Annotated in this window: 22 protein-coding genes; 13 read left to right on the top strand and 9 right to left on the bottom strand. The window is 73.1% G+C overall.

Translation table 11 applies throughout. From position 1 onward, the window contains the following. Positions 1-32: 32 nt before the first annotated feature. Positions 33-1,847, bottom strand: a complete 1,815-nt coding sequence (locus tag LCD31_RS08485; protein ID WP_224957113.1) for a S9 family peptidase — start codon at positions 1,845-1,847, stop codon at positions 33-35. A gap of 260 nt (positions 1,848-2,107) precedes the next feature. Between LCD31_RS08485 and LCD31_RS08480 the strand changes: the two genes are divergently transcribed. The 9 genes from LCD31_RS08480 to LCD31_RS08440 all read left to right on the top strand — a co-directional run bounded on the left by LCD31_RS08480 (position 2,108) and on the right by LCD31_RS08440 (position 10,785). After that, positions 2,108-2,848 (top strand): thaumatin family protein, encoded by a 741-nt coding sequence (locus tag LCD31_RS08480; protein WP_224957111.1) that lies wholly within the window; start codon positions 2,108-2,110, stop codon positions 2,846-2,848. 208 nt (positions 2,849-3,056) lie between these two features. Continuing rightward, entirely contained in the window at positions 3,057-3,383 is a 327-nt protein-coding gene (locus LCD31_RS08475) for a YbaB/EbfC family nucleoid-associated protein (protein WP_224957125.1), read from the top strand. A 13-nt stretch (positions 3,384-3,396) separates the two neighbouring features. Then, positions 3,397-3,993, top strand: a complete 597-nt coding sequence (recR, locus tag LCD31_RS08470; protein ID WP_224957109.1) for a recombination mediator RecR — start codon at positions 3,397-3,399, stop codon at positions 3,991-3,993. A 49-nt stretch (positions 3,994-4,042) separates the two neighbouring features. Next, a complete protein-coding gene (locus LCD31_RS08465) occupies positions 4,043-4,627 on the top strand; it encodes a uridine kinase (RefSeq protein WP_224957107.1) in 585 nt (194 codons plus the stop codon). 357 nt (positions 4,628-4,984) lie between these two features. Then, positions 4,985-6,670 carry an ABC transporter substrate-binding protein gene (locus LCD31_RS08460; protein ID WP_224957106.1) on the top strand — a complete coding sequence of 562 codons (1,686 nt, stop codon included), beginning with the start codon at positions 4,985-4,987 and terminating at the stop codon, positions 6,668-6,670. A 93-nt stretch (positions 6,671-6,763) separates the two neighbouring features. Next, positions 6,764-7,774, top strand: a complete 1,011-nt coding sequence (locus tag LCD31_RS08455) for an ABC transporter permease (RefSeq protein WP_224957105.1) — start codon at positions 6,764-6,766, stop codon at positions 7,772-7,774. Positions 7,775-7,776: 2 nt separating this feature from the next. Further along, the gene (locus LCD31_RS08450) at positions 7,777-8,703 is read left to right on the top strand and encodes an ABC transporter permease (RefSeq protein ID WP_224957104.1); all 927 of its coding nucleotides are present in this window, start codon (positions 7,777-7,779) and stop codon (positions 8,701-8,703) included. Between the two features lie 40 nt (positions 8,704-8,743). After that, on the top strand, positions 8,744-9,742 hold the full coding sequence (locus tag LCD31_RS08445) for an ABC transporter ATP-binding protein (RefSeq protein WP_224957103.1): 999 nt from the start codon (positions 8,744-8,746) through the stop codon (positions 9,740-9,742). Further along, the gene (locus LCD31_RS08440) at positions 9,739-10,785 is read left to right on the top strand and encodes an ABC transporter ATP-binding protein (RefSeq protein WP_224957102.1); all 1,047 of its coding nucleotides are present in this window, start codon (positions 9,739-9,741) and stop codon (positions 10,783-10,785) included. Before LCD31_RS08445 ends, LCD31_RS08440 begins: the two co-directional genes overlap by 4 nt. Here LCD31_RS08440 and LCD31_RS08435 read toward each other — a convergent pair whose 3' ends face one another. Then, positions 10,786-11,715: an AraC family transcriptional regulator gene (locus LCD31_RS08435; protein ID WP_224957101.1), complete on the bottom strand. Its 930-nt coding sequence runs from the start codon at positions 11,713-11,715 to the stop codon at positions 10,786-10,788. A gap of 82 nt (positions 11,716-11,797) precedes the next feature. Between LCD31_RS08435 and LCD31_RS08430 the strand changes: the two genes are divergently transcribed. Both LCD31_RS08430 and LCD31_RS08425 read left to right on the top strand, forming a co-directional pair. Continuing rightward, positions 11,798-12,634, top strand: a complete 837-nt coding sequence (locus LCD31_RS08430) for an NAD(P)H-binding protein (protein WP_224957100.1) — start codon at positions 11,798-11,800, stop codon at positions 12,632-12,634. Positions 12,635-12,734: 100 nt separating this feature from the next. Then, positions 12,735-13,157 (top strand): pyridoxamine 5'-phosphate oxidase family protein, encoded by a 423-nt coding sequence (locus tag LCD31_RS08425; RefSeq protein WP_224957098.1) that lies wholly within the window; start codon positions 12,735-12,737, stop codon positions 13,155-13,157. Between the two features lie 10 nt (positions 13,158-13,167). Here LCD31_RS08425 and LCD31_RS08420 read toward each other — a convergent pair whose 3' ends face one another. Genes LCD31_RS08420 through LCD31_RS08410 form a run of 3 tightly spaced genes read right to left on the bottom strand, consistent with a single transcriptional unit; the run spans position 13,168 to position 15,228 of the window. Then, positions 13,168-13,740 (bottom strand): PIN domain-containing protein, encoded by a 573-nt coding sequence (locus tag LCD31_RS08420; protein ID WP_224957097.1) that lies wholly within the window; start codon positions 13,738-13,740, stop codon positions 13,168-13,170. Positions 13,741-13,761: 21 nt separating this feature from the next. Then, complete coding sequence (locus tag LCD31_RS08415) at positions 13,762-14,232, bottom strand: helix-turn-helix domain-containing protein (protein ID WP_224957096.1); 471 nt, start codon at positions 14,230-14,232, stop codon at positions 13,762-13,764. Between the two features lie 51 nt (positions 14,233-14,283). Beyond that, positions 14,284-15,228: an EamA family transporter gene (locus tag LCD31_RS08410; protein WP_224957095.1), complete on the bottom strand. Its 945-nt coding sequence runs from the start codon at positions 15,226-15,228 to the stop codon at positions 14,284-14,286. A 72-nt stretch (positions 15,229-15,300) separates the two neighbouring features. Between LCD31_RS08410 and LCD31_RS08405 the strand changes: the two genes are divergently transcribed. Next, on the top strand, positions 15,301-16,197 hold the full coding sequence (locus tag LCD31_RS08405) for a LysR family transcriptional regulator (RefSeq protein WP_224957094.1): 897 nt from the start codon (positions 15,301-15,303) through the stop codon (positions 16,195-16,197). An 18-nt stretch (positions 16,198-16,215) separates the two neighbouring features. Here the strand turns inward: LCD31_RS08405 and LCD31_RS08400 are convergent, their stop codons facing one another. Continuing rightward, on the bottom strand, positions 16,216-17,796 hold the full coding sequence (locus LCD31_RS08400; protein ID WP_224957093.1) for a hypothetical protein: 1,581 nt from the start codon (positions 17,794-17,796) through the stop codon (positions 16,216-16,218). A gap of 17 nt (positions 17,797-17,813) precedes the next feature. Beyond that, entirely contained in the window at positions 17,814-17,954 is a 141-nt protein-coding gene (locus LCD31_RS08395) for a hypothetical protein (protein ID WP_224957092.1), read from the bottom strand. 686 nt (positions 17,955-18,640) lie between these two features. Here LCD31_RS08395 and LCD31_RS08390 point away from each other — a divergent pair. Continuing rightward, positions 18,641-19,876, top strand: coding sequence for a VanZ family protein (locus LCD31_RS08390; protein ID WP_224957090.1), 1,236 nt, complete (start codon positions 18,641-18,643; stop codon positions 19,874-19,876). Here LCD31_RS08390 and LCD31_RS08385 read toward each other — a convergent pair whose 3' ends face one another. Both LCD31_RS08385 and LCD31_RS08380 read right to left on the bottom strand, forming a co-directional pair. Continuing rightward, positions 19,877-20,110: a hypothetical protein gene (locus tag LCD31_RS08385; RefSeq protein WP_224957089.1), complete on the bottom strand. Its 234-nt coding sequence runs from the start codon at positions 20,108-20,110 to the stop codon at positions 19,877-19,879. Between the two features lie 5 nt (positions 20,111-20,115). After that, positions 20,116-20,368, bottom strand: a 253-nt coding sequence (locus tag LCD31_RS08380; RefSeq protein WP_224957088.1) for a zinc finger protein, incomplete at its 5' end; no start/stop codon positions are given.

Here is a 20,368-nt window from a genome sequence, read left to right as displayed (position 1 = left end):
GCAACGGGCGAGTGGGCCGTTCACCCGGCGCGTCAGATCAGGTGGCGGGTGAGGAACGCCAGCGCCCTCGGGTAGGCGTCGAGGCGGTTGGAGCGCTTCGCCAAGCCGTGGCCCTCGTCGTCGAACACGAGCAGTTCGCACTCGACGCCACCGCGGCGGACCGCCGTCGCCAGCTGCTCGGCCTCGGACAGCGGCACCCGCGGGTCGTTCGCCCCGTGGATCACGAACAGCGGCGCCGAGATCGCGTCCACGTGCGTCAGCGGCGAGGCCTCCCGCAGGAACTCGGCATCCGCGGCCAGCGAGCCGTACTCGCGTTCGCGGTGCGCCCGCCGGTACGGCGAGGTGTTCTCCAGGAACGTCACCAGCGAGGAGATGCCGACGATGTCCACCCCGGCGGCCCACCGCTCCGGCTGGAACGCCAACCCGGCCAGCACCATGTACCCGCCGTACGAGCCGCCCCACAGCGCCGACCGCGCCGGGTCCAGCCCGAGGCTCGGCAGCCAGTCGTGCAGCGCCGCGAGGTCCCGCACCGAATCGAGCCGCTTGCGCCCGTCGTCGGCGCTGTACCAGCGCTTCCCGTAGCCGGTGGAGCCGCGCACGTTCGGCACCAGCACGGTGTGCCCCTGCGCGGCGAGCGCTTGCACGATCGGGTTGAAGGTGCGCACCGACTGGCCTTCCGGCCCGCCGTGGATGATCAGCACCGAGGAGCCGGTGGGGTCCTCGGGCCGGTACGCGAAGCACGGCACCTGCTCGCCGTCGGGCGTGGGAACGCGGTGCACCGACGGTGTGACCAGGCGTTCCCCGGCGAGCGCGGCCGCCGAGCCGGTCATCGCCAGCGGCGGGTCGTCCTGCTCGACGTCGAGGACCAGCACGTCGCCGGGCACGTCGGGGGCGCTGAAGGACAGCGCGACCAGCCGCGAATCGGGGGACCACACGGGGGAGGGCAGCGGGAACGCGCACCAGCCTTCGCCGGGCAGCGGGACCTCGCGCCGCAACCGCCCGGTCCGCGCGTCGTGCAGCGCCAGCCGGCCCGCGCCGTCGTCGTTCGCCTGCACCAGCAGCGAGTTCCCGTCCGGCGCCAGCCAGCCGAGCAGGTCGTGCTCCTCGGAGGTCACCAGCCAGGTGCGGTCGCCGGTGCGCGGGTCGATGCGGGCCACGCCGACGCGGTCCCGGTCGGCGTTGCTGCTCACGACCAGCCCGGAGTCGTCGGGCAGCCAGCGGACGTGCGTGTTGCGGGTGTGCTCGCCGGGTCCGGTGAGCACGCGGAGGCGCCCGCCGTCGGTGGTGGGCATCGTGTCCACCAGCAGCACCTGGTCGGACATCGGCCGCTCGCCGGGCAGCGTCAGCGCCAGGTAGTGGCTGTCCGGGGACGCGGCGGCCTCCTGCACCATGCCGCCGCCGTCGTAGACGACGATCTCCTCGCCGGTGAGCGCGCTGCGGATGACCACGTCGAAGTCGACGCCGTTGCGCCGGTTCGTGGCGTACACGAGCCGCCCGGGCAGCACGTCCAGCAGCCGGTGCACGTAGCGCGGGTCCCGCACCAGCGGCTGCAGGTCGTCGAGCTCGGCGGGCCGGGTGCGGCGGCGGTCCAGGCGCATCAGGGACAGCTGGCCGCGCTCGTTGCCGCCGGTGTCGTGCTGGATGATCGCCGCGCGCTCGCCGGGCAGGTACCGGCCGGTGACCGCGCCGGACAGGGCGGTCAGCGCGGTCGCGCCGCCGTTGGGGGAGAGCTCCACGAGCTGGGTGGAGCCCGACTCGTCGGACCCGGCGAGCACCCGTCCCGCCTCGTCCACGTCGAACGCCCGCCAGCTCGCCAGTTCCAGCAACCGCACCATGTCCACCGCCATGCGCTCACCTTGTCACGCGCGGCGCCCCCGGGGACCTGCCGGGAGGAGGTGATCAACACCTTGATCGTTGCGGCCGGTGGGCGACGCGGGTTGGGCCGTCCGCCTGGTCGCGACCGGCCGCCCGGCGGAGTCGAGTGCTACCGCCGCAGGGGTGAAACCGGGCCACCGGACCCTGGGAAATTCGCCGCAGCGGCAGGACGGCCTCGGCGTCTTACGATGATCGGCGACCGCTCAGCCGCCGCGTTGCTGGAAGAGGACCCATGCGGACATCAGCGTGCCTGCTCACCGGCCTGCTCCTGCTCACCGGGGCCGCTTCGGCCACGGCGCAGGAGACCCCGGACCACACCGTCACCTTCGTCAACGATTCCGGCGAGCAGCTGTGGATCGGCAGCACCACCAACCCGGACGGCTCGGAGCAGCTCACCGGCCTGCCGGTGCTGGCGGACGGCGAGTCCGCGACGATCACCGTCCCCGAGTCCGGCGAAGCGGGGCACTGGCGCGGCAAGTTCTTCGCCCGCCAGGGCTGCTCCGGCGAACCGGGTGCCGACTTCCACTGCGCCATCGGCGACTGCGGCCCGGAGGCGGACACCTGCACCACCGGTGAGGAACCGGCCGGGCTGGCGGAGTTCAACTTCGACCCCGCCGACCCGGACGCGCCCTGGTACAACGTCAGCTACGTCAACGCGGTGTCGCTGCCGATCACCATCGAACCGGACGACGCCGACCCGCCGCCGGACTCCAACCAGTGCGAGCAGGTCGGCTGCGCGGAACCGCTGCTGCCGTACTGCCCGCCGGAGAACCTCACCGGCGGCGAGGACGGGCAACCGCAGCTGTGCACGAACCCGAGCCGCGACGAGAAGACGCCCTACAGCGACGCCCTCAACGAGCACTGCCCGCGCGCGTACGGGTGGTCGAAGCAGGACCAGGAACCGGGCAACGACGTCATGCGCAACTGCCCGTCCTGCGGCGGCCTCACCGTCACCTTCCACCGGCCGAGCTGACCCGCGGGCCGACACGGCGGGTGGTCGCGGCCGGGGCGGCTCCGGCACGACTACCCTGGGCGGAGTGCCCGTTCGGGCACGTGCCCACGCTGGGTTCGGGCCGGTGAGCCGGAACGCCGGGCGCGATCGACAGCGCCACGCGACGAACCCCAGCGGCGACCGCGAACAGCTCTGGAGGACCACGGTGCAACCGGGTGGCCAGCCGAACATGCAGCAGATCATGGAACAGGCGCAGCAGATGCAGCAGCAGCTGATGAGCGCGCAGCAGGAACTCGCCGACGCGGAAGCGACCGGCAGCGCGGGCGGCGGGCTGGTGACGGCGGTCGTCAGCGGCACCGGCGAGCTCAAGGCCGTGACCATCGACCCGAAGGCCGCCGACCCCGAGGACACCGAGACGCTCTCGGACCTGGTGGTGGCCGCGGTGCGCGACGCGAACCGGGCCGCGCAGGAGCTCCAGGCCGAGAAGATGGGCCCGGTGACCGGCGCGCTGGGCGGTGGCCAGGGACTGGGCGGGCTCGGCCTGCCCGGCATGTGACGGAGCGTCCACGGTGTACGAAGGTCCGGTCCAGGACTTGATCGACGAGCTGGGCAGGCTGCCCGGCATCGGTCCGAAGAGCGCCCAGCGCCTCGCCTTCCACTTGCTCGCGGCGGAACCGGCGGACGTGACCCGGTTGCAGGAGGTGCTGCAGAAGGTCAAGGAAGGCGTGATGTTCTGCGAGATCTGCGGCAACGTCTCCGAGCAGGAGAAGTGCCGGATCTGCCAGGACGCTCGCCGCGACACCGCGCTGGTGTGCGTGGTCGAGGAGCCCAAGGACGTCCTCGCGGTGGAGCGCACCCGCGAGTTCAAGGGCCGCTACCACGTGCTCGGCGGTGCGCTGGACCCGTTGTCGGGCATCGGTCCGGACCAGCTCCGGGTGCGCCAGCTGCTGACCCGCATCGGGACCGACGAGATCACCGAGGTGATCATCGCGACGGACCCGAACACCGAGGGGGAGGCGACGGCGACGTACCTGGTGCGGATGCTGCGGGACTTCCCCGGGCTGAACGTGACGCGGCTGGCCTCGGGCCTGCCGATGGGCGGTGACCTGGAGTTCGCGGACGAGCTGACGTTGGGGCGCGCCCTGTCGGGCCGCCGCGCGATGTGAACCGGGTGGCGGGGCGCGGGGCGTCCCGCCACCGGGTCGAGGTGCCGCGGTGAACGAGTTCGAGCGGGCCGCCGACGCGGCGGTCGCGCACCTGCTGGCGGCCCCGGCGCGGCTGGGCCCGGTGCGGGTGCTGGCGGTGGACGGCCCGTCGGGGGCGGGCAAGTCCACGTTCGCCGACCTGCTGCTGTCCCGGCTGGGCGGGGTCGACGCCCGCCTGGTCCGCACCGATGACTTCGCCACCTGGGACGAGCCGGTCGAGTGGTGGCCCCGGTTGCGCGCGGGCGTGCTGGAGCCGCTGGCCGCGGGCCGGCCGGGCGGGTACCGCCGCACCGAGTGGCCGGGCGGGCTCCCGGTGCTGGGCGCGCACGTGCCGGTTCCGGTGCCGGAAGTCCTGGTGCTGGAAGGGGTTTCCGCCGCGCGCGCGGACCTCGCGCCACGATTGTCCACTGTGGTCTGGGTGGAGCCGGTGGGGCCGGCCGCGCGCCTGGAACGGGCGGTGGCGCGGGACGGGGAGGGCGCGCGCGGCGAGCTGCGCCGCTGGCAGCGCTTCGAGCGGGACTGGTTCGCCGCCGACGGCACCCGCGCCCGCGCCGACGTCCGGATCGGCCCCGCCGCGACCGGCGCACCCGGCTGATCCGCTCGGCGGGAATCGCGCTCGCCCGGCCTCGGAAAACGGGCCGGGCGAACTGGGAATCGCTGCTGCGAGATCGTGCCGGAATCGACGGTGAACGGTGCACCGGATTGCGCCGTCCGGGTCAATTCCGCGGCGGGAAAACCGCGTCCGTGCGGGAATGAGAACTGATCTGGCGGGGCGAACGTGCAGGTCGGAGCGGGTGCTGCGCATTCCCGGAATTCCCGGCGATCGTTGGGAAAATTCGCGAGCGCGGATTCGTCGAGGTAGCGAGATCGTAACCTGACCTACTCCAATGGGGGCGCCGCGCGGGCTAGTGTTCTCCGCAATGTGAGACCTGAGACACATCGAGGTGCTGTGATGAGAGCTCCGTCGAGGCCGCACCCGTCCGGCATCCGGCGCCGGGCCGCGATCGCGGGAATCGCCTGCGCGCTCGTGGCAGCAGCGGCAGGATGTGCCGAGTCCCAACGCGGCGAGGGCGGTGGTGAGGGCGGCAGCCTCACCTTCGGCGCCGCGGGGGCTCCCGACCTGTTCGACCCGTTCTACGCCTCCGACGGCGAGACGTTCCGCGTCACCCGCCAGATCATGGAAGGGCTCGTCGGTTTCAAGGCGGGCACCGCCGACGTCGAACCGGAGCTCGCCGAGAGCTGGGAGCACACCGCCGACGGCAAGGCCTGGACCTTCCACCTCCGGCAGGGCGTGAAGTTCCACGACGGCACCGACTTCGACGGCAGCGCGGTCTGCGCGAACTTCGAGCGCTGGTACCACCAGACCGGCGCCGGGCAGAACAACGCGCTGTCCTACTACTGGATCGAGAACTTCGGCGGCTTCGCCGACGGCGCGCAGCCCTCGCTGTACGCGTCCTGCGAGAGCCCGGACCCGGCGACCGCGACCGTGCACCTCACCCGCGCCACCTCGAAGTTCCCCGACCTGCTCGGCCTGCCCGCGTTCAGCATGCAGTCGCCCGCGGCGATGGAGCGGTACCGGGCGAACGACGTGCGCGCCGTGGGCGACAGCTTCACCTACCCCGAGTACGCGCAGTCGCACCCGACGGGCACCGGACCGTTCCGGTTCGTCTCCTACGACCAGGGCAACGCCGCGATCCGGTTGGAGCGCAACGACGAGTACTGGGGCGAGAAGGCGAAGCTGCACGACCTCACGTTCCGGATCATCCCGGACGAGACCACCCGCAAGCAGGAGCTCGAATCCGGCGGCATCGACGGCTACGACCTGCCGAACGCCGCCGACCTGAAGGCGTTGCGGGACGCGGGGAACCAGGTCGAGATCCGCGACCCGTTCAACATCATGTACCTGGGGATCACGCAGAAGAACAACCCGAAGCTGCGCGACCTGCGGGTGCGCCAGGCGCTGGCGCACGCGGTGGACCGGGAGAACCTGGTCCGGGCGAACCTGCCGGAAGGCGCCGAGGTCGCCACCCAGTTCTACCCGGACACCGTCGATGGCTGGGCGCCCGACGTGCGGCAGTACCCGCACGACCCGGACCGCGCCCGGCAGCTGCTCGCCGAAGCGGGCGCCGCCGACCTCACCCTGACCTTCTACTGGCCCGCCGAGGTGACCCGGCCCTACATGCCGGACCCGCAGGGCATCTACAACGCGCTCGCCGAAGACCTCCGCGAGGTCGGCATCACGGTGAACGCGGTGAGCAAGCCGTGGAACGGCGGCTACATCGACGACGTGGACAACGCCCGCGCCGACGTCTTCCTGCTCGGCTGGACCGGGGACTACAACACGCCGGACAACTTCATCGGCACGTTCTTCGGCACGCCCACGAGCCGCTTCTACACCGCGGGATCCCCGTGGGGCGAGCCGCTGGCCGCCGAACTCCGGGCCGCCGACGGCGAACCGGACGAGGCGAAGCGCAACGGCCGGTACCAGGAGATCAACCGCAAGCTGCTGGCCGAGTACCTGCCCGCCGTGCCGCTGTCGCACTCGCCGCCCGCGATCGTGGTCGGCGAGAACGTGCACGGGCTCGTCCCGTCCCCGCTGACCGCGGAGGAGTTCGCCGGGGTGACCGTCACCGGCTGATCCCCGGGGGGCCGCGATCCGATCGCCCCCCCCCGCACCGGCGGACCGAGGTCCGTCCACACAGGACGCAGTACCGCACAACCCGGGGGACGCGTGCTCCGCTACACGATCCGGCGACTGGCGCAGCTGGTGCTCGTCGCCTTCGTCCTGTCCGTGCTGCTGTTCGGCTGGCTGCGGCTGCTGCCCGGCGGGCCGGTGTCCGCGCTGCTCGGCGACCGCGCCACCCCCGAATCCCGGGCCGCGCTGGAAGCGCAGCTCGGGCTGGACCAGCCGATCTGGTCGCAGTACGGGAAGTTCCTGCTGCGCGCGCTCAGCGGCGACTTCGGCACCTCCACCGGCGTGGAGCGCGGATCGCCCGCCGTGCAGGTGTTCCTCACCCGCTTCCCCGCGACCATCGAGCTCTCGCTGCTGGCGCTGCTGCTCGCCGTCGCCGTCGGCATCCCGCTCGGCTACCTCGCCGCCCGCCGCCGCGGCGGCTGGTGGGACAACCTGAGCATCACCTGGTCGCTCGTCGGCGTCGCGGTACCGGTGTTCTTCCTGGCGTTCCTGCTGAAGTTCGTGTTCGCCGTGCAGCTGGGCTGGCTGCCCGCGTCCGGCAGGCAGGACGTCGGGCTCGACGCCACCCGCGTCACCGGCTTCTACGTCCTCGACGGGCTCCTGACCCGCGAGTGGGACGCCGCGTGGAACGCGCTGGTGCACCTGGCGCTGCCCGCGGTCGCGCTGTCCACCATCCCGTTCGCGGTGATCTTCCGGATCACCCGGGCCGCCGTCCTCGACGTGCTCGACGAGGACTACGTGCGCACCGCTCGCGCCAAGGGGCTCAGCGGGGCGGTGATCCGGCGCAGGCACGTGCTGCACAACGCGCTGCTGCCGGTGGTCACCACCGTCGGCCTGCAGACCGGGGCGCTGCTCGCGGGTGCCGTGCTCACCGAGCGGGTGTTCAACATCGCCGGGATCGGCCAAGCCGTCGCCGTCGGCTTCGAGCGCAAGGACTTCCCGGTGCTGCAAGTGGTGATCCTGGCGGCGGCGATGGTGTACGTGCTGGTCAACCTGCTCGTCGACCTCTCGTACGCGTTGATCGACCCCCGATTGCGGGCGAGGTGACCGTGGTGACGCCCACCGCGCGCAAGGCGCGCATCGACGACCTGGCCGAAGCGGACATCGGCGTGAGCCTCGTCGCCTCCGCGTGGCGGCGGCTGCGGTACAGCCCCGCGTTCCTCGTCGGTGCCGCCCTCATCGGACTGTTCGTGCTGCTCGCCGTGGCCGCGCCGCTGCTCGCCCCGCACGACCCCGGGCTGCACCTGCTGGAGAACCAGGTCTCGCGCGCCGACAACACGATCCCGCCCGCGCAGCCCGGGCACCCGCTCGGCGGCGACCAGTACGGCCGCGACCTGCTGTCCCGGCTGCTGCTCGGCTCGCAGCAGACGCTGCTGGTGGCGTTGCTGGCCACCGTCATCGGGCTCGGTGGCGGGCTGGTCCTCGGCTTGCTCGCCGGCGCGTTCGGCGGCTGGGTCGACGCGCTCGTCATGCGCGTCGTGGACGTGCTGCTGTCCGTCCCGTCGCTGCTGCTGGCCGTGTCCATCGGGGCGCTGTTCACCCAGCAGAACCGGTTCACCGTGATCCTCGCCGTCGCGCTCGTGCAGGTGCCGATCTTCGGCAGGCTGCTGCGCGGCACCATGCTCGCCCAGCGCGCCAGCGACCACGTGCTCGCCGCGCGGGCGCTGGGCGTGCGGGAGAGCGCCATCGTGTTCCGGCACATGCTGCCCAACGCGCTCGGGCCGGTGATCGTGCAGGCCACGCTCGTGCTGGCGACGGCGATCATCGACGCGGCGGCGCTGTCGTTCCTCGGGCTCGGCGCGGCCGACGACTCGGTGCCGGAATGGGGCCAGATGCTCGGCGGCGCGCAGGACGTCATCGACTCGCACCCGCAGCTGGCGTTCTGGCCCGCAGGCTGCATCATCCTCGTCGCCCTCGGTTTCACCCTGGTCGGCGAGTCGTTGCGGGACGCACTGGACCCGAAGCGGCGGCGCTGAGCGCGCCGCCCGCGACCACCCACCTGTGAGGACCTCGGATATGGCACTGCTGGAAGTCCGCGACCTGTCGGTGGTGTTCGCGCGCCGCGGCGAGCCGCCGGTCACCGCGGTCGACGGCATCTCCTTCGACGTCGAACCGGGCCGCACCGTCGGGCTCGTCGGCGAATCCGGGTGCGGCAAGTCCGTCACCTCGCTCGCCATCATGGGGCTGCTGCCGCCGCGCGGCGCCGAAGTCGGCGGGTCCGTGCGGTTCGACGGCACCGAACTGCTCTCGCTCGGCAAGAAAGAACTGGACCGGCGGCGCGGCAGCGACCTCGGCATGGTGTTCCAGGACCCGTTGACCTCGCTGAACCCGGTGGTGCCCATCGGGTTGCAGGTCTCCGAGGTCATCGAGCGCCACCGCGGCCTCCGCCGCAAGCAGGCGATGCCGGAAGCCGCGGACCTGCTGCGCCGCGTCGGCATCCCCGACCCGACGCGGCGGCTCGCGGAGTACCCGCACCAGCTCTCCGGCGGCATGCGGCAGCGCGCGCTGATCGCGATGGCGCTGGCCTGCCGGCCGCGGCTGCTCATCGCCGACGAACCGACCACCGCGCTGGACGTGACGATCCAGGCGCAGATCCTGAACCTGCTGGCCACGCTCGTCGCCGACACCGGCACCGCGCTCATCATGATCACGCACGACCTGGGCGTCGTCGCGGGGCTGTGCGACGAGGTGAACGTGCTCTACGCGGGGCGCGTCGTGGAGCGCGCCACCCGGCACGAGCTGTTCGCCCGGCCCCGCCACCCCTACACCTCGGGGCTGCTCGCCTCGGTGCCCCGGCTGGACTCGCCGCGCGGGCGGCGGCTCGCGCCGATCCGCGGCTCGGTGAGCGACAACGTGCCGTGGGACACCGGGTGCGCGTTCAGCCCGCGCTGCCCGAACGCGCTGGAGGTCTGCGGGCAGGAACCCCCGGACGCGTCCATCGACGTGGGCGCGCGGCTGCTGCGCTGCCACAACCCGGTCCGGGAGCACGCCGTCACCCCCGCGGAGCAGTCATGACGAACACGGACCCGGGGACGCTCGCCGCCCCCTCCGCCGACGTGGAGCGCGAGGTGCTGGTCGAGGTCACCGACCTCGCCGTGCACTTCCCGATCAAGCGCGGCGTGGTGCTGGACCGCACCGTCGGCCACGTGCACGCCGTGGACGGGGTGACGCTGGGCGTGCGGCGCGGCGAGACCTACGGCCTCGTCGGCGAATCCGGCTGCGGGAAGTCCACCCTCGGCCGGGCGCTGCTGCGGCTGGAGAAGCCCACCGGCGGCCGCGTCGTGTTCGACGGCACCGACCTGTCCGGGATGAAGGGCGAACCGCTGCGCCGGATGCGCCGCCGCATGCAGATGGTGTTCCAGGACCCGCTGTCCTCGTTGGACCCGCGCCAGTCCGTGGAGGCGCTGCTGGTGGAGGGCCTGCGCGCGCACGGCCTGGACCGGGGCCGGGAGCCCACCGCCGCCCGGCTGCGCGAACTGCTCGACGCGGTGGGCCTGCCCGTGCGGGCGCTGCGCAAGTACCCGCACGAGTTCTCCGGCGGGCAGCGCCAGCGCATCGGCATCGCGCGGGCGCTCGCCGTCGGCCCCGACCTGATCATCGCGGACGAACCGGTGTCCGCGCTGGACGTGTCGGTGCAGGCGCAGGTGGTGAACCTGCTGGAGGACCTGCAGGGCGAGTTCGGCCTCACCTACCTGGTCATCGCGCACGACCTCGCCGTGGTGCGGCACATCGCCGACCGGGTCGGCGTCATGTACCTGGGCGGGCTGGTGGAGGAGGCGGGCTCCGACGAGCTGTACGCCGCCCCGCGCCACCCCTACACGAAGGCGCTGCTGTCCGCGGTGCCCGTGCCCGACCCGCAGGTGGAGGACCGGCGCGAGCAGATCCTGCTCTCCGGCGACCTGCCGTCCCCGTCCGATCCGCCCACGGGCTGCCGCTTCCACACCCGCTGCCCGTGGCGGCGGCCGGAGCGCTGCGACACCGAACGGCCCGAGCTGCGCACCATCGGCACCGGGCACCGGGTCGCCTGCCACTACGCGGAGGAGATCGGTGCCGGGTGATCAGCGGGCGGCGGCCTGCCGGAACGCGCTCGGGCCGATGCCGCGGACCCGCTTGAACGCGGCGCTGAAGCCGAACGGGTCCGCGTAGCCGACGGTCCGCGCGACCTCCGCGACGGTCGCCGCCTCCCGCTCCACCAGCAGGTCCGCGGCCAACGTCATCCGCCAGCGCGTCAGGTACGTCAGCGGCGGCTCGCCCACCAGGTCCGCGAACCGCTTCGCCAGCGTCGACCGCGACACTCCGGCGCGGGCGGCCAGCGAACCGACCGACCACGGCGCCGCCGGATCCTCGTGCAGCAGCCGCAGCGCGGCACCCACCACCGGGTCGCGCTGCGCCGCCCACCAGGCCGGGGGTTCGCCGCCGGGCCGGTCGAACCACGAGCGCAACGTGCAGACGAGCATCCAGTCCAGCAGCCGGTCCAGCACCACCTGCTGGCCGGGCGCGTCCACGGCGACCTCGGCGGCCAGCTGCTCCAGCACCGGGTCGGCGGTGCCCCCGGCGTCCACCCGCAGCACCACGGGCAGCGCGTCCAGCAGCCTGCGGCTGATCTCACCGCGCGCCGGGTACGCGCCGGTGATCAGCGTGGTCGCGCCCGCGTCCCCGGCCGGGTCGCTCCAGCCGAGCCGGTGCCGCGCGCCGCCCTGCTCCGGCGTCGCGCAGTCCACCCCGCACTCCATCGGCTCCGCGCCCGTGCCGACCTCGTCGACGAAGGCGAACGTCCCCGGCCCGCGCACGATCATCGTGTCCCCGGCGCGCAGCGGCTCCGGCGGGAGGCCTTCCGGCACGACCCAGCCCGAACCGGTCAGCGCGGTGCACAACGTGAGCGGCGCGCCGTCCACGAAGCGCAGCGACCACGGCGCCGAGACGGTCGTCGCGCCGAACAGGGAACCGTGCGCCCGCACCCCGCGGATCAAGTCGCTGAACGCGTCCACCCCACCGAGGTTAGACGAACGGACAGGTGATCCGGCTCTTCGCCCATGTGCGCGTCCGAGTCGGCGGCGTTGAATCGGTGGCGTGAACAACGACGGCACGACCCTCGTCCTCGGCGCCACCGGCAAGACCGGCCGCCGCATCGTCCCCCGGCTGCGGCTGCGCGGCGTCCCGGTGCGGGCCGCCTCCCGGTCCAGCGCCACCCGCTTCGACTGGCACGACCCGGCCGGTTGGGACGCGGTGCTGCACGGCGTGGACGCCGTCTACCTGGTGGCGCCGCGCGAACCGGGGCCCGCGCACGACTTCGTGGCCCGCGCCGACGCGGCCGGGGTGCGGCGGCTGGTGCTGCTGTCCGGGCGCGGCGCCGACAGCTGGGGCGATTCGGAGTTCGGCCTGGACATGCGGTCCGCGGAGGAAGCGGTGCGCGGCTCGGCGCTGGAGTGGACGGTGCTGCGCGCGTCGAACTTCGCGCAGAACTTCGACGAGGACGTGTTCCGGCCCGCGCTGCTGGCCGGGGAACTCGCGCTGCCCGCCGGACCGGTGCCGGAACCGTTCATCGACGTCGAGGACGTCGCCGACGCCGCGGCCGCGGTGCTCACCGAGCCGGGGCGGCACGCCGGGCGGACCTACGAGCTGTCGGGACCGCGCGCCATCACCTTCGGCGAGGTCGTCGAGCTGATCTCCCGCGCCACCGGGCGGACCATCACCTACCGCCGCACCACGTCCGCCGAGTACGAGGCGGCGCTGATCGCGGAAGGCGCGACCGCGGCGGACGCGCACGAGGTGGCCGCCATGTTCGAGCTGATGGCGGACGGGCTGATCGCCGGGACCACCGACGAACTCGCCACCCTGCTCGGGCGGGCGCCCCGCACCTTCGAGGACCACGTGGTGCGCGCGGCCGCTGCGGGGGCCTGGCATTGAGCGCTCGTGCCGCGAGAGCGGGTCGCGGCCACCACCCCCGATGTCCACGACGGACTGGGAGGCACTTCCCGGACCACACGGCGAAAGCGGAGGAAAGACCATGAACACCGGCATCCCGACCACCGAGGACCTCGCACTCCTCCGGCGCCCGCTGCACGGTTTCCTGACCGTCGCGGCGGCTCCGGCCCCGGCGCAACCCCGCCCGGTGTGGTTCGACGCCGCCGACGACGGCACGATCCACCTGTTCACCGAACCCGGCTCGCTGAAGGTGCGGCGGCTGGAACGCGACCCGCGCGCCTCGCTCGTCGTCGCCGCCCCGGTGGGGGAGCGCGAGAACTGGGTGTCGGTGTCCGGTCGCGTCACCTTCGAACCGGACGGGGCGGAGGATCTGGCCCGCCGCCTCGCCGCCCGCTACTGGGACCTGACCGATCCGACGCGCATCGCCGATCTCGACGCGATGCTCGCCGCCGGAGTGCTCCGCTTCACCCTCCACCCCGAGAAGACCCACCGCTTCACCTACTGACCGCGGGCCATCACGATGTCGAGGCGTGCGCTCGCACCCGGTCGGCGAACAGCGGCGCGTTCACGCCGAGCGCGTCCAGCAGTTGCCGGTGGCTCAGCCGGGATCGGACGAGACCTGCCACCTGTTCGTCGAGCACCCGCCCGAGATCGTCCGGGTACCGGTCGAACAGTTCGCAGAGGAACTCGTCCACGTTGGTCGCCCGAACTCCCCACAGCAGGAGGGGTTCGTGCGGAAATCCAGCCCGATCCCTGGTCAGCAGCACCGTCGCCTCTCCGGCGACGGCCGCCGCGGAATGCACGCGGTCATCCGGATCGGACCCCGGCATGTCGTCGATCAAGTGCTGGTACGCGGCGCGGGGAACTTCCCGCTCGGGGAAGACCTCGCGTATCGCCTGGCAGAGCCGTTCGACCGAAGCTGCGCTCTTGCGGCCGGACCTCGGCGGAACCCGGAGCAGTTCGGCCAAGAGGTCTTCGGACCAGCGGATCTCGAACAACCCCTCGATATCGCACCGCAGCAGCAGGTCGCAGATGTAGTAGGGGTACAGGGTGTTCGTGTCCGGGAACACCCGTTCGTCGTCGGCCACGCACTACCGCCGTTCGTCAGGTCAGGGCAGGTAGAGGTCCTGCTCGGCGATGTCGTCCATCGCTGCGGCGAGCCGGTTCTGCCGGGCGCTCTTGCGCTCCGCGTACGCGTCCAGGTCGGCGACCGAGATCATCCGATGCGAGCTGCCCGGCTTGTTGCGCGCCGGGATCGTGCCCGCGTCCAGCAGTTTGACCAGCAGCGGTCGTGAGATCCCGAGGTAGGCGGCGGCTTCGTTCGGAGTCAGCTCGGAGGTGGCGTCCGGCGCGATGATCCGCACCCGGTGTCCCTCGGCCTGTTCGCGGGCGGTGTGCAGCAGCGCGTCCAGCACCGCGGGCGGTAGTTCGTAGTGCACGCACCGGCCGTCGACCTCGATCGCCAAGCTCGCGGAGTGCTGCGCGCGGGAGTCGCGCAGTTCGTCGACGCCTCGCTGCAGCTTCGACGAGGCTTCCCTGGTCGGGTCGTCCGGTCGCGCCAGTTCGAACATCGCGCTCATGGTGCCTCCTTCGCCCGTTCCCGAGCCTACCGCTATCTGCAGCATCTGCAATCACGCGTTCCGGTGTTCGCCGGCCGCCGGTGCTGCTTCGAGCGGAGGTGCGACGGGTTCGAGGGGTGGCGGGGTGGCGCGGGGCGGGCGGCTGCCGAGGAGGACTCCGCCGACGACGACCACCCCGGCGGCGAGCTCGACCGGGTGCGGCCGCTCGCCGAGCACCAGCCACGCCGAGGTGACGCCGACGATCGGCACCAGCAGCGAGAACGGCGCGACGGTGCTCGCCGGGTACCGCGCCAGCAACGTCGTCCACAGCCCGGAGCCGACCACGGTCGCCAGCAGCGAGGTGAACGCCAGCCCGCCCAGCGCCGCCCATCCGGCGGGGGAGAGCACCGAGCCCGCGGCGGCCCGCCAGCCGGTGCCGGGGCCTTCCAGGAACGCGGACAGCACGAACATCGGCACCGGCGGCACGATCGACATCCACAGCGTCAGCCGCAGCGGGTTCGGCGCCTGGGCCTGGCGGCTGCACAGGTTGCCGATCGCCCAGCCCAGCGCGCCGCACAGGGCGAGCAGCACCGGCAGCAGCGCCGCCGCCTGCGCCCGGTGCCAGCCGATCGCGGCCATGCCGAGCACGGCGATCGCGATGCCCGCGGCCTGCACCGGCCGGATCCGCTCCCGCAGCAGCAGCCCGCCGAGCAGCACGGTGAACGGCGCGGAGGCCTGCAGCACCAGCGAGGCGAGCCCGGTCGGCAGTCCCGCGTCCATCGCCAGGAACAGGAACGCGAACTGCACGGTGCCGAAGCCGAGGCCGTAGCCCAGCAGCCACCGCCACCGCACGCCGGGCAGCGGCACCAGCAGCACGGTCGGCACCGCGATCACCAGGAACCGCAGGCCCGCGAAGAACAGCGGCGGGAACCACCGCAGCGCGTAGTCGAGGGCGAGGAAGTTGATGCCCCACAGCAGGGCCACGAAGGCGGCGAGGAGGCGGTCTCGGGCGGTCACGGAACCGAGCTTGCGGCGACGCTCCATGAAGGACAAGCGACAACAACTGAACCATCCATGTAGTTTCGCTTCATGGAGGTTCGGAGATTGCGGCTGCTGCGCGAGCTGGCCGACCGGGGGACCGTCACCGCGGTGGCGAAAGCGCTGGACTACACGCCGTCGGCGGTGTCCCAACAGCTCAAGGCGCTGCAGTCGGAGGCGGGCGTGCCGCTGACCGAACCCGCGGGCCGCAGCCTGCGGCTCACCGACGCCGGTTGGGCGCTGGTGGCGCGGTCCGACGAGGTGCTGGCCGCGCTGGAGCGGATGGACGCGGAGCTCAACAGCTTCCGGTCGGCGCCGCGCGGCACGGTGCGGCTGGCGGCGTTCCCGTCCGGCGCGCTGCTGGTGCTGCCCGGGCTGCTGAGCAGGCTCGCCGAGCAGCCGCAGCTGCGCGTGGAGTTCCGCGACGTCGACATGCAGCCGTCGGAGGTGCCCGCGCTGCTCGCGGACTTCGACGTGCTGGTGGCGCACCGGGACGACCACGCGCCGCCGTTCGACGTGGCCCGCGCGGAGATCACGCCGCTGTACCGGGAACCGCTCGACGTGGCGCTGCCGCCGGGGCACCGGCTCGCCCGCAAGGACCGGGTGGAGCTCACCGAACTCGCCGCGGAGCCGTGGATCGGGGTGGACGTGGGCTTCCCGGTGGACGACGTGCTGCGCTCGCTGGCGGTCCGGACCGGGACCCGGCCGCGGGTGGTGCAGCGGATCAACGACTTCCGGATCACCGAGGCCCTGGTCGCGGCGGGGCACGGCGTGGCGCTGCTGCCGCGCTTCGTGGTGGACGACCCGGGCCTCGTGCTGCGCCCGCTGGCGGGAGTGCGGGCGGGCCGCAACGTGGAGGCGGTGACCCGGCGCGGTGCCACGGACCGGCCCGCGATCCGCGCGGTGCTGGAAGCCCTGCGCGCCGAGTGCCACGAGCGCACCACCTGATCCGCTCCCGGACGGGGGTCACCTCGGCGGGTGCGCCTGCGCCCACCGGGCGATCGCGGCCACCTCGTCCGCGTGCTCGGCGAGGGTGTCGCCGACGATGCCGACGACCGGGATGTGCCCGGGCCGGGCCACGTCGGCGGGCCGCGGCACGAAGCCCTTCTCGTGCACCCCGGTGCTGCCCGGCCCGGGCGTGCCCTCGGCGAGGTGCCCGGTGGTGCGCGCGTACCGGGTGAGCACCCGCGGCTCCCGCAGGTCCCGGTCCACGCCGAACCACTGCTGGCTCAGCGGGAACAGCGCGGACAGCGCGTCCCACCAGCCCTCCGCGGCGAGCAGCAGCTCCGGGTGCCGGTCCCGCAGCTCCGCGACGAGCCGCCGGTAGCCGTCCACCAGCTCGTACCGCGGGTCGTTGAACCAGTAGCCGAGGGTGTCGAAGAACGCCGCGTCCACCCCGAACTCCCGCACGACCGCCGACACCGAGTCGACCAGGTGCGCCCGGAACCGCGGCTCGCCCGGGTTGAGGAACACCTGGTCGCCCTCCCCGGTGCGGTCGCCGTCCCAGTCGGGCCGGTTGAGCAGTTCCGCGTACCGCCCGGTGTCGTTGCGGATCACCGAGCGCTCCCAGTCCGGGTAGGCGGTGACGTTGGCGCCGTGCCCGCCGAACATCGGCATCAGCCGCACGCCGAGCTCGCGCGCCGCGTCGGCGAGACGGTGGAACCCGGCGTCGCCGCCGAGGTCCGCGCCGGGCCGGTAGCGCGGGTAGTCGTGGTAGTAGCGGCCTTCCCAGCCGGGCAGGTAGGCGAGCACCCGGTGCGGCTCGACGTGCCCGCTGAGGAAGCGCAGCGCCTCGGCCATCGCCGGGAAGGTGTTGAACACGTGCCCGGTCCAGTGCTGCCCGTGCAGCGTCACGACGAGCGCCACGTCCCGCAGCCAGTCCGGCACGTCGGTGCGCTGCTCCCACGGCACGAGCTGGTGCGCGCGTTCCACGAAGGACAGGTGCTCGTCCAGGTCGGCGTCGAGGCCGCCGCGGCGCAGCCGGATCGGCGGCACCCGGTGGTGCGTGGTGCGGGCGGAGGCGGCGGGCAGGTGCACGAGCTCGACGATCCGCCCGGGCGCGTAGGCGGGCCGGTGCACGTGCAGGACCTGCCGCCGCACCAGCGGATCACGCACGCTCAGCGCGACGTCGCCGCTCGCCGCCCACGGCGTCGCCCACTCCGGGCCGGGGTAGTCGAGCTGGAAGCGGCCGCCGAGCTCGTGGCCGCGGCCGGTGTTCGGTGCCCACCACGGTTCGTCGGGGAGTCCGGTGAGCAGCAGCTTCACCGCTTTCACCGGTTCCGGGTGGTCGACGCTGATGGTCCACTCGGCGCGGTCGCCGCCGGTGCGCAGCTCCACCTCGACGCCGCCGGCCGCGGTGCGCTGCCCGCCGAGCAGGGCGAGCCGGTCGCAGCGCAGCCGGCCGTCCTGGACGTGGCAGCTCGCCGGGTCGAGCCCGTAGCCGTTGCCGGTGGTGAACACCTGCACGGCCCAGCGCACGTCGGTGCCGGGCAGCGGGAAGTGCGGGTCGCGGGGGTCGAAGCTCAGGTCCGCGTCGATGAGGGCCACGAGCGCTCCCCGGTGGCTCAGGTGCTGGACTGTTCCGTGCAGGTCGCGATCGTGTCGAGCAGCGCCGCGAAGTCGTCCGCCTCGTCCGGGTCGAAGATCAGCGTGTCGCCGGGCGGGAGCACGACGGCCACCCGATCACCCATGACCAGGATCGACACGGAGCGATTCTCGCCTCCCGAGTCGTGGCAGGGAATCCGCCATCGGAGGTCATCGCTGTGCTCTTCGGTCGGCCGCATGTCGTCCTGTCCGCCGCGGGCTGGGTGGGCAGCACGACTGAACCGCGCGGGGCGCGCAGCGACAAGTGGAGTAGACCGAACGAGTACCCCAATCGTGATCAACCGCGTTGGGGTGCGGTGGTGCCGGTGTCCCTGGTCGTGCCGGGAGGGCGGCCGGCCCCGACGGGCCGTGGCCCACCGGCCGCTCTCCCGAATTTCCCCAGGGGTGAGTCTGAGCACAGCAACCTTTCGGCGCTCCGGCATTCTCCGGGTTCAAGATCCACCACGACTACCCCCTTTAGTCGAGTCGATGTACTGATCGTGACCACCGGCGCCGCGGCCTCTAAGGTCTCGGGTCGGTTCCGCCCCCGCGCGCGGGGCGAGCGGGCGACTTGCCCCCGCGTCGTCCGCCGGAGGGCGGGTGGATCCGTTCCGCGCGCGTCCCGCCTGCGGGAAAAACGTGATGTGCGCATGCCGGACAACGCTGATCGGTTGCCGCCGCGGGCCGAAGTGCGTTCTTGCGCACGGACGGGAGACCCGCGCCGGACGGTGCGGAAGGGCGGAGCGGCCCGGATGAAGGCGCCCGGACGAGGAACCGGGCGGCAGCGCAGAGTGATCGAGGAGCAGGGTTGATCGACAGGGTGACGCCCGCGGTGATCGCAGTCGTGTGCGGAGTCCTGCTGGCGGTGTTGTTGTTCGTGCCGTTCGTGGCCCGCGAGTACCGCTGGCGCGGCGGGCTCGGCGCGGGACGGATGCTGGTGGTGCTCGGTTTCGTCGTGCACTGCTGGGCGCTGATGACCTACACGCTGCTGCCGCTGCCGGAGGTCGGCCCGGGTTTCTGCGCCGACCCGGGCGAGTACGCCCCGCAGCTGGCGCCGCTGGACTTCCTCGCGGACTTCCGCGCGGCCTCGGGCGGTGTCGGCGCGCTGATGCGGGATCCGATGGTGGGGCAGGCGTTGTTGAACATCGCGCTGTTCGTGCCGCTGGGCATGTTCGTGCGGCACCTGTTCCGCACCGGCCGCGCCGGCACCGTCGCGATCGGGTTCGCCACCTCGCTGCTGATCGAGACGACGCAGCTCACCGGGGTGTGGTTCGTCTACCCGTGCGCGTACCGGCTGTTCGACGTGGACGACCTGCTGATGAACACGCTGGGCGCGGCGTTCGGGCTGCTGCTGGCGCCGGTGCTGGAACTGGTCGGCGGGAAGGCGCCGACCCGCCCGATGACGCCGCGTCCGGTGACGGCGAAGCGGCGGCTGCTCGGGATGGCCTGCGACGTGGCGGCGCTGGTGCTGACGGGCGCGGCGCTGCACAGCGGGGTGGTGGCGGTGCTGCTGCTGGCGACCGGAGCGCCGTCGATGGTGCTGCCGGATCCGGCGCAGGCGCTGCTGAACGCCTGGTTGCCGGGGCTGCTGGTCCTGGTGGTGCCGACGCTGGTGGGCAGCGGCGGCACGCTGGGGCAGCGGGCGGTGCTGCTGCGCCCGGCGCTCCCGGACGGCGCGCTGCCCGGCAGGCCGCGGCTGCTGGTGCGGGTGTTCTTCGGCAGCGGGCAGTACGTGCTGCTGGTCGGTTTCGCCGACCTCGGCCCGAGCGAGGTGAACCGGCTGGCGGTCGGGTTCGCGCTGCTGTCCGCGGTCGCCGTCTGGTTCACCGCGGAGCACCGCGGCATCTCCGCCTGGCTCGCCGGACTGTCCATGATGGACACCCGGATGCCGAGGTCGAAGTTCCGCGAGCGCAAGGGCGATCCGTTCACCCCCGGCGAGACCATCCTCGTCGGCAGCCTCCCCACCTTCGAACCCGGCGGCCGCGACCTCCGCGACCTCGTCGACCCCCGAGGAGTCGGAGCCCACCGCAGATCCGACCGGTGATCACCCGGTCTGATCGAGGTCGCGAGCCAGCCGCGCCGCCAGTTCGGGATCGGCGTGGACTTCGGCGGTGTGCCGCCACTCGGTGATGAGCTGGAGGTGAGGTGCGATCGAGGTCGTCGTGCGGAGGGCTTCCGCCAGCTCGGCGGCGAATTCTCGGGCGTCCTCGGCGGGGAGGGAGTGCACCCAGGGGAAGGCTTCCGCGACGGTGTCCGGCACCGGTTCGTCGTGCTGCACGCCGCTCAGCCGAACAGGAGCGGGGGCTGGGCGGTGTCCGCGGCGGCGATGCGGCGGGTTTCGGGTGCGCAGCCGCGGCAGGTGGGCCAGAACCAGCCCTCGGCGGAGTCGTCGGCGGTGAGCTCGCGGCCGCAGAGCGCGGTCACCTCGCGCGTGGCGGGGAAGCCGCCGCGGGGGCGCTGGTCCAGCGTCGCGTGACGTCGGCCGTCGGCGGGGAACCAGTGGAACGGGTACGGCATCGCACGCCGCCTTTCGGGG

It is taken from the genome of Saccharopolyspora sp. 6M (genome assembly GCF_020176775.1).
In the GTDB taxonomy this organism is placed as follows: Bacteria; Actinomycetota; Actinomycetes; order Mycobacteriales; family Pseudonocardiaceae; genus Saccharopolyspora_C; species Saccharopolyspora_C gregorii.
This window is presented reverse-complemented; position numbering and strand designations above follow the sequence as displayed.

Bases quoted from the DNA above. Each gene is read 5' to 3' on its own strand.
- LCD31_RS08485 (WP_224957113.1), bottom strand. From the start codon at position 1,847: ATGGCGGTGGACATGGTGCGGTTGCTGGAACTGGCGAGCTGGCGGGCG.
- LCD31_RS08480 (WP_224957111.1), top strand. From the start codon at position 2,108: ATGCGGACATCAGCGTGCCTGCTCACCGGCCTGCTCCTGCTCACCGGG.
- LCD31_RS08475 (WP_224957125.1), top strand. From the start codon at position 3,057: ATGCAGCAGATCATGGAACAGGCGCAGCAGATGCAGCAGCAGCTGATG.
- LCD31_RS08460 (WP_224957106.1), top strand. From the start codon at position 4,985: ATGAGAGCTCCGTCGAGGCCGCACCCGTCCGGCATCCGGCGCCGGGCC.
- LCD31_RS08445 (WP_224957103.1), top strand. From the start codon at position 8,744: ATGGCACTGCTGGAAGTCCGCGACCTGTCGGTGGTGTTCGCGCGCCGC.
- LCD31_RS08440 (WP_224957102.1), top strand. From the start codon at position 9,739: ATGACGAACACGGACCCGGGGACGCTCGCCGCCCCCTCCGCCGACGTG.
- LCD31_RS08425 (WP_224957098.1), top strand. From the start codon at position 12,735: ATGAACACCGGCATCCCGACCACCGAGGACCTCGCACTCCTCCGGCGC.
- LCD31_RS08415 (WP_224957096.1), bottom strand. From the start codon at position 14,232: ATGAGCGCGATGTTCGAACTGGCGCGACCGGACGACCCGACCAGGGAA.
- LCD31_RS08405 (WP_224957094.1), top strand. From the start codon at position 15,301: ATGGAGGTTCGGAGATTGCGGCTGCTGCGCGAGCTGGCCGACCGGGGG.